The following is a 12,906-nucleotide window of genomic DNA, read 5'->3' on the forward strand; positions in this document are numbered from 1 at the left end:
TAAAGCATTATTGATTTCATCATTAACAGTAGTTTCAAAAGTACTATCATTTTCTTCAGTAATGTTTGCATTATCAGCTACTATGTTATCATTATTTTCTTCAGCACTTTCTATTGTACTGTCATCATTTTCTAAATTATCATTATTTTCAGAGCTTTCATCAATATTAACAACTTCTTCATTAATAATCTCTTCAGTGCTATTATCTGATGCATCTTCTATAATAGGAGTACTATTAGCAAAAAAACTCTCCAAATTAAAATCATCAACATCACTTATAGCATTCAAATCATTTTCAGATATTCCAACATTGCTCTCTATTTCATTATATGCTCGATTTTCTTCTTCTGTGTATGCCTCTACAGTTTCATTATTAACATCATTTGTACTATCTTCAGAAACTTCATCTATGTTTATAATATCTTCATTATTATTTGAAACATTTTCTGCTGTATCTTCTATACTAGAAGCACTATTAGCAAAGAAACTCTCTAAATTAAAATCATCAACATCACTTATAGTATTCAAATCATCTTCAGATATTCCGATATTGCTCTCTATTTCATTATATGCTCGATTTTCTTCCTCTGTGTATGCCTCTACAGTTTCATTATTATTATTTGAATTTTGAAAATGACTCTCCAAATTAAAATCATCAACATCATCTATAATATTCAAATCATCTTCAGATATTCCAATATTATTTTCTATCTCATTATATATTTTATTTTCTTCTTCTGTGTATGCTTCTACAGTTGCTTCTTGATTATTATTTTCTGTTGTTATATTTTCATCTGTAGTAGATATTATACTATCATCTATTATAGAACTATGTATAGTTGGTGATTCAGTACCTATAGATACAGTAGGGAAATTGTTTTCATTAATTTCTATATTTTTATCTATAAGAGAATCTATATCATATTCATCGAGAGATATATCGTTATTATCATCAAAAATATTTGAATTATTTAATTTCAATTTTATCTCCCTTCAGTATTTTTTTTAATGCTATAATACTTAGTTGGTATGTTTATAGTTATATCATTTGTAATAGGCATATTGTAATCTAATCCTTCAGGCAAATATCCTCTTTCTGTGATTCCTCCAGCTGTTTCAATTACTTTAGCAAAAGAAGAACCATATTCACAAAAATACACTCCCGAATGTCTTACAGCACCTTTCATAGTTACTTTTATATATTTTTTAATATTAGTATTATTATTATAAAAAGTATTAATTATAATACCAAATAAAAAAACCAATAAAATAAAAGATAGACAAATAATTTTTTCTTTCATTATATAAATAATAAACTATATTTTATATTATTAATGATATCATTATTTCTATATAACGTCAAGAAATTATAAATTTAATCTTCAAATAATAAATATATATTTTTTGAATCATAATGTACAGATTTATAGTATATTATCCAATCTGTAAGATTTTCTATACTATGCATTCCTCTATCTCCCTCATGCATATTCAAATCTTTATAAGGCTCATTTATTAATGTAGCATCAAAATATCCGTCATCTGTAAAATCATGAACTTCAAACCATAAATGCTCTAAATCATTAGGGTCTTCATCTTCTCTAGCATAACCTAATTTTACTAAAAACGAAGTATCTTCATCTTTCTTTTTCTTTGTTAATAACTCTATAAAGTATTCAATCTTATCAAAAGCAGCTTCTCTCATTATAGCAGTTTCAAAATTGCTAAGCATAAAAATAGGATTATCTGTAAGTTTATCTTTATAGTAGTCCATAGTATGATAATTTCCTTTTTCATCTATAGCTACTAATACACCAGAAGGAGTATTATGTATATTATCATTTCTGTCTTTATAGCTTCCAGAAAAATCTTTGTCAATATTAAGTTTTTCTAAAGCCTCTTGCCAAGGAAGCCAGCAAACACTAACGCCATAAGCAGGAGTAAATTTAAAGCCTTTTTCAGGAACTCCTCTCTCTATAAATAGTTTTGCTACAGTGTTTAATAATTCTCCATAATAAGCATTAGAATCTTCAACGCCAACTATTTCTAATTCTATTACGCCAGCTCTATATAATCCATGCGTATGAAACCAATATTCTACTTTGTTTGGGTCTTTATCATCATCATATATAGCATGAATAGTGTAGAGATAGTCTAGTGAAGGCAAAAGAGAAAAAGTTGCTGTGTATGCAAGCCAATCTCCAGAACGTGCAGTAGAACAAGACATATCTAAAAATAATGAAGCATCTGCTACTATGCTGTTTAATAATTGTAACTGTCTTTGATAATCAGTAAGAGGGTAATTTTGAAATACTGTTGATATATGTATTGCATAATTTACTTCTAATGCCTCTTTATAATTTTCTTCTTTTATTGTATTAACTGAGAATATTTCAGGTACATTTTCTGTTACAGTTTTTGCATCTATTAATGCAATGTAGAAGGTTAGTTCATCATTTTGTTTTACTTCATCATCATGTTCTTCGCAAGAGCATTGATGATTTTCTCCATGGCTACAAGAACATTGATGGTCTTCTTCATGGTGATGTCCGCATGAGCATTGATGGTCTTCTTCATGATTATGTGAGCATTCATGTCCTTCGCAAGAGCAATCGCTATCGCATTCATCATCACAGTCTTCACATTCATAATCTTCTACATATTCTGCTTTTAATATTACTTCCCATTTTGAGTTTTCTCTTATATAGTTCTCTTTTTCTACCTCTTTTAATTCTGTAACTATAAAGCTATTTTCCTCTGCTAAAATTTCTTTAAGCTCATCTATAGTTACATTATGGTCATATTCTTTAGAAAATACAGCTGCCATCCAAGATTCTAATCTATGTTCCTTGTTTGAAAATACATTATATAGTTTTTCATTATAATCCATACTTTATTAACCTCTTAAAAATAATTAATATATGATAAAATAAAAAATATTTTTTTGCAATTTATGAAAATATTATTATTTTTATTTTTTCTTTACAGGTTGATATTATAATTATATTATGTTATTATATAAAAAAAGAATAAAAATAGGTACTATGGATATGGCATGAAAATAATATCTGGGAGATTTATCTCAAAATCTGAATTACGTAATAAGATACTTAGAGATGTGCTGTTAGTATTTCTATTTTTATCAGTAGCAGGGTTTGTATATTTCCAAATGCGAAGCCCAGTGCCTGTAAAATTTCTTTTTAAATCACTTTTTCAAGATGTAAAAAACAGTGTAGTAGAGGAATATTCAAAAATATATTATCCAACCTACTATTTTTCTATGCAAATGACACCTATATTTGATATAATCAATCAGGCTCCAGATGTTTATAAAGTTTTGATAACTAATTTCTTTCCAAAGCATACTTTTATAGAAAAAGCGGCTATGCAATTTGGAGACAGTTATATGTCTATTACTAAATCTGGCAATGGATATAAGGTTCAAGGTACTATTGCCACGAATAATATGCAAAAATACTCCGCAATACCAATGGAGCAGCTTAGTATAGACTCATTTTATGTAAAAGACGGCAAGCCTTATATACATTTAATTTATATTGCAAGCGAGAATGTTGCTTTTGAATATATTTCAGAGTTTAATGTGAAGTTTGATAATTTAGATATCAAAAATATGAATAATATATATGCCTATTTGGTTACTGGAAACAGCAGAATAATTTTCCCTGTATCTTTGTCTAATACTAATGAAAACCCTATGGATTTTGTTGAAATAGCGGATATGCTTAATTATGAGTTTCAAAAGAATGAAAATGAAGATATAGCTAAAGTAATTTATAATAATAAGCATTATTGGGGATATAAGGGTAATTTTAGCGTATCAGAAAATAAAGTTGAAATAGGAATAATAATTCCAGAAAAGTCTTTAATAAATAAAATACAAATACCTATAATACTTTTCTTTGTTATATTTGTACTTCTTACAATAGGGCTCATAGTAATGTTCTCTGTTCATTATGTAAGGATAATAGAAGATTTGAGAAACAATCATATGAATATTAAAAACATTATTAAAGAGGGTGAAAGTACAAATATAGAGTTTAAGTCTACTTTAAGATATGACAGCAATACAGAAAAGATAAATAAGTCTTTAGAAGAAGTGATAATGAAATCCATTGCAGCATTTGCTAACACAGAAGGAGGAAGGCTATTTATAGGAATCACTAATGACGGAGAAATTATAGGGCTTGACCATGATTATTCTACTTTAAAACAGCCTAATAAAGATTTCTTTGAGCTTCATCTTAGAACTTTGGTTGAAACCTATTATGGTAATGCTTTTTCTGCTGAAAATATTAGGATAGATTTTGTTGAAGAAGAAGGAAAGGATATATGTATTGTTTATATAAGCAAAAGCAGAGAGCCTGTATATAGTAAAATTACCAATAAACAAGGTCTTAAAGAGGAAAAATTCTTTATTAGGGTAGGCAATTCATCTAGAGAAATAGCAAACACAAGCGAAATAATAGCCTATATAAATAAGCATTTCAAAAAGCTATAAAAAGTTATAATACTATAACAAAATGTTTGACTAATTTAAAAAAATACGATATAATAATAATTACTAATAAAAAAGGAGTTCTATTATGTCAAATAATATATATGATTCTATTGTTATAGGCGGAGGTCCTGCTGGTCTTTCAGCTTTGCTTTATTTGGGAAGAGCTTTAACTAATTCTTTACTTATAGAGAAGAAAGGTATTGGCGGACAAATGATGAGTACTGATACTGTTGAAAATTATTTAGGTTTTCCAGAGGAGATGACTTCTTTTGAACTTGTTGATAGAATGCAAAGACATGCTGAAAAATTTTCTAAAAACCCTATAGTTTATGATGAGGTAACAAAAATAGAAAATATTAAAGATAAAGTGAAAACTATTCATACTGCAGATGGAAAAACTTATCAAACTAAAACAATAATACTTGCTATGGGCGGATTTTCTAAGAAATTAGGCACTAAAGGCGAAGCAGATTTTGCTGGAAAGGGTGTTTCATACTGTGCTACTTGTGATGGTGCTTTTTACAGAAACAAAACTGTTGCTGTAGTTGGAGGCGGAAACAGTGCTTTTGATGAGGCTTATTTCCTTACTAGATTTGTTAATAAGATATATTTAGTTCATAGAAGAAAAGAGTTTAGAGCTGATGCTATCAATATAGAACATTTAACTAATACTGGCAAAGTAGAATATGTATTAGACAGTGTGATAGATGAGATTTGCGGAGATGGAAAAGTTACTAATATAAAAATTAAAAATGTATTAGACAATTCTATACATGAACAAGCTGTAGACGGCGTATTTGTATTTGTTGGTCAAGAGCCTGCTACCAGCATATTAAAAGATACTGGTATTGCTATGAAAGAGAGCGGACACATTATAGTTGATATGTCTACTATGGCTACTAATATAGATGGAGTTTTTGCTTGCGGAGATTCTGTATTTAAGCCTGTAAGACAAGTTGCTAATGCTGTGGGTGAGGGAGCAGTGGCAGCTGTAAGAGTTACTGAGTATTTATCTCATCTTTAATTTTTAAAAATTGCTTGACAAAAATATTTATTGATATAGAATTAATTTTATAATCAATAGGACTTTAATAAAAGAGTGTTGGTTTATCTCCCAAAAGGGAAAAACTAACCCTCTTTTTTTGTTAACAATTAATAATAGTAGTATGGTATTATGAGCGAAAAAAACAATAGAAGACCGCAAAGGCAAAAAGAATACGGCAGAGATGCTAAAAAGAAAAAAGTTAAGCCTGTTAAAAAAGATGAAGTTAAAGTAATAGACCAAGAGTTACTTTTTGAAAATGCCAAAAAGTTAATAGAAAAGCATAATATTTATTTATTAGATTTAAAAGTACTTGCTGTTAAGGATAATAAAAAAGTTTATGCTGTTATATTTAAGAAGAAAGAGAGTGTTTCGCATAATCATTGTATTGAAGCTACAAGAGTAATTCAAGAAGTGATAAAAAGTAATGGTTATGATGAGGGTGATTATACTATTACAGTATCTTCTGCGGGGTTTAGATGGAAGTTTGATGATAATTATGAGCTTTTTGAGGATATGCCTATAAAGATTAAATACAAAGTAGATGCTGATAATTATATTACTACTACGGCTATATTAAAAGAAGCCAAAGATGATTATATTATTATAACAAATGATGATAACATTGATATAAAGATATTAAAATCTAATATTATAAAAACTAGATTAAATTGCTAGTAAAAAACAAAAATGGAGAATTAAAACTATGTTTGAAAATGTTGGTACTTATTTACAAATGCTATCTGAAGAAAAAGATATAAGTATTGATTTGCTTAAAGAGGTTGTAGAATCTGTTATGATTTTGGCGTTAAAAAAGAAATATGGAGATAATGTAAACTTCCATATTAATTTTGATAATAATAATAACCCTACAGTATATAGAGGAGTTAATGTTGTTGAAGAGGTAAAAGACGACAGAAAAGAGATATCTTTAGAAGAGGCTAAAAAACTTGATAGTGATATTAATTTAGGCGATGAGGTTTTAATATTAGTTGATCATGTTGGTGATTTTGGAAGAATAGAGAGTACTGCTGCGAAAACTACTTTCTTTCAAAAGATTTCTGAGCTTGAAAAAAATATTATATATAATGAATTCAAAAGAAGAGAAAATCAATTAGTAAATGGATATTTCCAAAGAGAAAACAGAGGAAATATATATGTGAATTTAGGTAAGACTGAGGGGGTTTTACTAAAAAAGGACTTATCTCCAAGAGAACATTATGCTGCAGGTGATAGAATAAGAGCATATATATATAAGGTAGAAAATGACAGGTCAGGACACCCTACTATATATTTAACTAGAACTAAAGCAGACTTTATTAAGAAATTATTTGAATTAGAGATTCCAGAGATTGCTGACGGCACTATAGAGATAAAAAATGTTGTAAGACAGCCTGGATTAAAAATAAAAATAGCAGTAGTATCAAACAAGCCTGAAGTTGATCCAATAGGAGCTTGTATTGGACAGAAGGGTATAAGGATACAGGCTATTATAAAAGAGATTGAAGGTGAAAAGATTGATGTTGTAAAATGGTCTAAAGATATTAGAGAGTATATTGCAGAGGCAATTGCACCTGCTAAACCTACTAGAATAATTATTACAGATCCTGATAAAAAAGAGGCTATGATTATTATACCTGATGACCAATTATCTCTTGCTTTGGGAAGAAGTGGATATAATGTTAAATTAGCTTCTCAGCTTACTGGTTATACTTTTGACCTTAAAACAGAAACTGATATTAAAGAAAATCCTGAATTATTAAAAGACATAGTTCCTTTAAATCAAATATTTGCTGAAAATGTTGAAGAGAATGTTGAAAATGAAGAGGCTGTAGCTGATACAGAAGATACTCAAGAGGCAGCAGTAAGCAATTTATATTCATTAACTGATATAGATAAAAATGTAATAAAAACACTTATTGACGGCGGTATTAATTCTATAGAAGAGCTTTATGGAATGGACGCTAATACTATTATAGAAAAGACTAATCTTGATGAAGAAACTGTTAATAACATTATAAATATTCTTAAAGAAGTTGTAAGTGTTGTAGAAGAGAGTGATGAGAACTACGAAGGAATTGCAGAAGAGGTTGTTGAAGAGATAGAAGTTTATGAATGCCCTAACTGCGGTTCTAGCATTACTGAGGATATGACTAAATGTCCTAAATGCGGCATTGAGCTTTCTTTTGAATAATGGCAAACACTTGCAAAGTTTGTTCTTCCAATCATTATAAAAAAATTGGGGAAATTAAAAATATTTGGAAAGAGTATAAAGACGTTTATCAATGTGATGAATGTTCTTTATACTTTATAGATTCTCCAACCGATGAAGAGATTAACTCATTATACAAAAATGAATATCATAATAATATAAAAAATAAATTATTTGAGATAGCTAAAAGCAAGATGCGTTATGCTAGAAGTTTATCTCAATTTAATTTTATAAAACAAACTATAGATTTGAAAAACAAAGATATATGCGAGATTGGCGCTTTTGACGGTTTATTATTAAGTTTATTTAAAAAAAATAATAATAATGTTTTTGGTTATGAACTTAATGATGATGCAAGAGTATATGCTAAAAAAAAATATGATATTGATTTGAAAGAAAACTTTTTAGAAAGTAAATCTAAATACGACATTATAATACTTTCGCATGTAATAGAGCATTTTAGAGAGCCTAAAGAAATATTAATAAAAATAAAAAGTATGCTTAAAGAAGATGGCTTTATATATATAGAAGTTCCTAATTCTCCTATGCCTAATGAATGTTCTTACAATATGCTTATGAGGTATCTTAATACAGAGCATATTGTCAATTTTAATATGGATAATTTGCTTAAATTTGTAAAATATGCTGATTTAAAAATAATAAGAAGTGAATATAATAATTATAATATTAGCATAGATAATGAAAATTTAAGAATAAGCCTATTAGAAGGCTCTTTTCCTAATTTTAGTAATTATTTTAACTTTTCTTTATTTGCTCTAAAAACTTTAATTGTTCCTAATGCAACTTTTATTAATTATAAGAATAAAGCTAATAAATGGTCTTATGGAGAGAATATCAGAGTAATAGCAAAAATATAAAATAAAAAAATATATACTGAGAATTTTTAAGTTTGTCAAAATATAGTTTTTAAGTTTTTATTTGTGGTGGCTTTGCACCCTGCGAAGCGTGCCCTTAGGGTACACGCCCCCAGTTCTTTTTGCGACCGTAGGAAGTCCTTCAGGGCGACCGAAGGAAGTGCCCTTGTGGTATGACCAAAAGAACCAAAAAGACTGCATTTTACGAAGTCCACAGCGTGTAGCTAAAATTTAGGTTTTATGATATATTTTATACATATTTATAAAATATTGATTATGATATATGCACTTTTTGCAACTTTGACGAAGTCCGCAGAGCGAAGGCGGGAAAAAGTTGAAGATATTTAAAATTTAAAAAAATTATTTTTGACAAAATATAGTTGTTTAGGTATATCCTATATTTAATATATATGTATAAAATATAAAAATAGGGTTTTACCATACATATACTATTCACGTTGATAAAACCCTAATTATAAAATACTATTTAATTATTAAAAATTATAAAGAAGCCAAAACTTCCTCTATACCTTTTAATTTATCTTCAAACTCTTTTTTCTTTCTGTTTTCTGTGTCTATTGCTTCTTGTTTAGCTTTACTCATAAAGTTTTCATTAGAAAGTTTTTTGTTTACAGCTTCCAAATCTTTTTTGTAGCCTGCTGCTTCTTTTTCTAATCTCTTCTTCTCTGCTTCTAAATCTATTATGCCAACAAGATTAACATTGATTTCACCGCCTTCAAATACTTTAACAAATGATCCCTTGTTTCTTTCACTCTCTTTTGAAGAAACTATATTCAATGACTCTGTAAGTGAAAGTGCTGATATAATATCTTTATAGCTTTCTGAAGTATTTTTGAAATAATCAGAACTGTAGCGAATTATTACATCAAGTTTTTTGTTTGGAGGCAAATTAAATGATGAGCGAGAATTTCTTATTCCAGATACTATGTCTTGAATTAAATTAAAATCTTTTTCTATATCTTCAAATATGTATTTATTATTAGCTTTAGGATATTCTCTAATCATCAATGCTTTTGAATCAATATTATGTTTTGGTAAATTAGAATAAATTTCTTCTGTTATGAATGGCATAAATGGGTGAATCATAGCCATTGATTCTTCAAGTACATATAAAAGAACAGCAATAGTTTTTTCTTTCTTGCTTTCGTCTTTTAAATCGAATTTACTTATCTCTATATACCAATCACAAAACTCATTCCAATAGAATTTATAAATTGTCTGAGAAGCCTCATCGAATCTATACTCTTTTAGTTTCTGAGTAGTTGATTCAATAGCTTTCTGAAGTCTTGATAATATCCATTTGTCTTTATTTTCAAGAGTGTAAGTATCTAAATCTTTTATATTTGCATTATCATCAATATTACCAAAAATATATTTAGCACTGTTGTATATTTTATTAGCAAACTTTCCACCCATTTTGAAAAGTTCTCTGTCAAGCCAAATATCCTGTCCGCCTAATGAAGTTATAAATGATAAAGTAAATCTAAAAGCATCAGCTCCATGCTCATCTATGATTTCTATAGGGTCAATACCGTTTCCTAAACTCTTAGACATTTTTCTTCCGATTTTATCTCTTATAAGCCCATTAAGATAAACATCTTTAAAAGGCACGTCATTCATAAAATGAGTACCAGCCATAATCATTCTTGCAACCCAGAAGAATAATATATCATAACCTGTAACAAGTGCAGTAGTAGGGTAGAAATATTTTAATTCTTCATTAACTTGAGGCCATCCGAAAGTAGAGAAAGGCCATAACCAAGAAGAAAACCAAGTATCAAGCACATCTTCATCTTGATGAATATTTTTGCTTTTACACTTACTGCATTCCGTGATGTCAGTTTTTGAAACCATCATCTCGCTGCAATCATCACAATACCAAACAGGAATCCTATGTCCCCACCATAATTGTCTGCTTATACACCAATCTCTTATATCAGTCATCCAGTGATTGTAAGTGTTAATCCATCTTTCAGGATATATTTTTGTATTGCCGTCATTAACAGCCTTGTAAGCTTTTTCTGCTAAAGGCTTCATTTTTACAAACCACTGGTCGCTATAATATGGCTCTACAACATTATGACATCTATAACAATGTCCTACTTGGTGTTTAATATTATCTTTTCCAACGAATGCACCTATCTCTTCAAGCTCTTTTATAATTAAATCTCTTGCCTCTTTAACTGTTTTACCTTGATAATTAGCTGGAGTGTTTTCATTAAATGTACCGTCTGCATTAAGTATATTTATTATTTCTAAATTATGTCTTTGAGCTATAGCAAAGTCATTAGGGTCATGTGCTGGAGTAATTTTTAAAGCTCCTGTACCAAACTCTTTATCAACATAAGTATCTTTTACAAGTCTTAATTTTCTGCCTACAATAGGAAGTATTAAAACATCTTGTTCTGTAAGATGAGCATATCTTTCATCATCTGGGTGAACAGCAATAGCAACGTCTGCCAAAATTGTTTCAGGTCTTGTAGTAGCTATCTCAATATATTCATCTTTTCCTTCTATTTGGTATTTAACATGATATAAAGCACCAGCAACTTCTTCATGCTCTACTTCATCATTAGCTAAAGCAGTACCGCAGCTTGGGCAATAGTTAATAAGATATTTTCCTCTATATATTAAACCCTGATTATAAAGTTCAACGAATACCTCTCTAACAGCATTGCTTAAACCTTCATCAAGAGTAAATCTCTCTCTCTCCCAATCGCATGAGCAGCCTATTTTCTCTAATTGCTTTACTATAATAGAATGATGTTCATTAGCTACTTCCCAAGTTTTTTTAACAAAAGCCTCTCTTCCTAAATCATGTTTATTTTTACCTTCAGCTTTTAATCTTCTTTCAACAACGTTTTGAGTGGCAATACCAGCATGGTCCGTACCAGGCATCCACAAAGTACATTTTCCAAGCATTCTATGGAATCTTATAAGTATATCTTGAAGCGTATTATTGAGTCCATGTCCCATATGAAGTACGCCTGTAACATTTGGAGGAGGTATGACTATAGAATATGGTTCTTTATTTTTATCCATAACTGCATGGAAAAATCCGCTAGTTTTCCAATAATTATATAATTTGTCTTCAATGTTCTTAGGGGTATATGGCCCTTCTAAAGTATGTTTCATATTCTTTTTTCCTCCAATAAATCAATATAATAATCTTAAAAATTGATATTTTATTTTATACTATATATAATATTTTTCAATTCTAATTTGTATATTATTTACTGGCATTATCAATCAAATTTAGAAATAAAAAATAATTTGTTATAATAAATAGTTACAGCTATAATGCCGATGATATAAAGGATACTTTATATATAATTTAGTATAGTTTAAATATATTTGTTTATAGTATATAATAAAGTAATTAAGGTTTTGTAAATTATGAACTATTTTTTTCATAGCGTCATTATAGAATTAGGTGTATCTACAATAGCAGCTGTTATAGCATTTGTTGCTATAATAGTGCATTTTTATATATTTTTCAAATTATATGAAGAAACTCAGTTAATAGCATTGTTTCTTTCTATATTATGTTTTATTTTTACGCTTTCAGAAACAATAAATATAATAGTTTCGTTATCTATACAAAATGTAAAATTATCTCTATTAATGTATAAAATAGAACAAATAGCTATATCATTAACTATACTTCCTTGGATTAGATATGTAAGAACTACTTTAAAACTGAATGATAAATTGCACTCTTTTCTAGATAGAGCAGAAAGTGTTGCTATATTTTTATTTATGGTAATATTAGTTATTGCTTTAATATATTCACAATTATTTGTATCTACAACAGAAGTAATTACTACATTAAATAGTTCTGCTGCTAATAGTGTAAAAATAAGAGGAGCAATAGGACCTATATATATTTTTAGGGATTTTATCTTTTCAGTTTATAGTGTAATAATCATATGTATGTTACTTTATGAAATATTTGTTAATAAAATATATAAAGTAAATATAGGTACATTAATATTAGTATCTATGATATCATTAGCATTTTTTGATGATTTTAATGGAATTTCTACTTATTCAAAATATTCTAGCAATTATTTGTTGCTCCCAGCTTTTTCTTTTTCAAGGTTTTCTCTAGTTTATATGATTTTTAATGTTTTTTCAGTTTATGGTTATATTGTAAATTTTATTAATAGTGTTTATAAAAAATCTGATTCAAAATATTATGATTTAGAGTCTATTAAAGCTCAAGATGCTATTATTA

The 12,906-nt window shown here is 28.3% G+C and carries 8 protein-coding genes and 2 pseudogenes; 6 read left to right on the forward strand and 4 right to left on the reverse strand.

Going from position 1 to position 12,906, the window contains the following annotated elements:
• The 3 genes and pseudogenes from E6A48_RS05130 to E6A48_RS05140 all read right to left on the reverse strand — a co-directional run.
• Nucleotides 1–981 (reverse strand): annotated as a pseudogene (locus E6A48_RS05130) (hypothetical protein); the annotation flags it as partial.
• 2 nt (nt 982–983) lie between these two features.
• On the reverse strand, nt 984–1,301 hold the full coding sequence (locus E6A48_RS05135; RefSeq protein WP_219709000.1) for a hypothetical protein: 318 nt from the start codon (nt 1,299–1,301) through the stop codon (nt 984–986).
• 74 nt (nt 1,302–1,375) lie between these two features.
• Nucleotides 1,376–2,890, reverse strand: a complete 1,515-nt coding sequence (locus E6A48_RS05140) for a DUF4026 domain-containing protein (protein ID WP_219709002.1) — start codon at nt 2,888–2,890, stop codon at nt 1,376–1,378.
• A 165-nt stretch (nt 2,891–3,055) separates the two neighbouring features.
• On the opposite strand from E6A48_RS05140, the gene E6A48_RS05145 reads away from it, so the two are divergent.
• From E6A48_RS05145 to E6A48_RS05165, 5 genes are all read left to right on the forward strand, one after another.
• Entirely contained in the window at nt 3,056–4,519 is a 1,464-nt protein-coding gene (locus tag E6A48_RS05145) for an AlbA family DNA-binding domain-containing protein (RefSeq protein WP_219709004.1), read from the forward strand.
• 85 nt (nt 4,520–4,604) lie between these two features.
• On the forward strand, nt 4,605–5,543 hold the full coding sequence (gene trxB / locus E6A48_RS05150; protein WP_219709005.1) for a thioredoxin-disulfide reductase: 939 nt from the start codon (nt 4,605–4,607) through the stop codon (nt 5,541–5,543).
• Between the two features lie 150 nt (nt 5,544–5,693).
• Nucleotides 5,694–6,239, forward strand: coding sequence for a ribosome assembly cofactor RimP (locus E6A48_RS05155; RefSeq protein WP_219709007.1), 546 nt, complete (start codon nt 5,694–5,696; stop codon nt 6,237–6,239).
• 28 nt (nt 6,240–6,267) lie between these two features.
• Nucleotides 6,268–7,755: a transcription termination factor NusA gene (gene nusA, locus E6A48_RS05160; protein WP_219709009.1), complete on the forward strand. Its 1,488-nt coding sequence runs from the start codon at nt 6,268–6,270 to the stop codon at nt 7,753–7,755.
• Complete coding sequence (locus E6A48_RS05165) at nt 7,755–8,651, forward strand: class I SAM-dependent methyltransferase (RefSeq protein WP_219709011.1); 897 nt, start codon at nt 7,755–7,757, stop codon at nt 8,649–8,651. The genes nusA and E6A48_RS05165 overlap by 1 nt, the downstream gene beginning before the upstream one ends.
• A gap of 498 nt (nt 8,652–9,149) precedes the next feature.
• On the opposite strand, the gene E6A48_RS05170 is transcribed toward E6A48_RS05165, so the two are convergent.
• Nucleotides 9,150–11,804, reverse strand: coding sequence for a valine--tRNA ligase (locus E6A48_RS05170; RefSeq protein ID WP_219709012.1), 2,655 nt, complete (start codon nt 11,802–11,804; stop codon nt 9,150–9,152).
• A gap of 261 nt (nt 11,805–12,065) precedes the next feature.
• Between E6A48_RS05170 and E6A48_RS05175 the strand changes: the two are divergent.
• Nucleotides 12,066–12,906 (forward strand): annotated as a pseudogene (locus tag E6A48_RS05175) (methyl-accepting chemotaxis protein); the annotation flags it as partial.

The sequence above is a fragment of the Brachyspira pilosicoli genome, from assembly GCF_019402445.1.
GTDB classification, from domain to species: Bacteria; Spirochaetota; Brachyspiria; order Brachyspirales; family Brachyspiraceae; genus Brachyspira; species Brachyspira pilosicoli_B.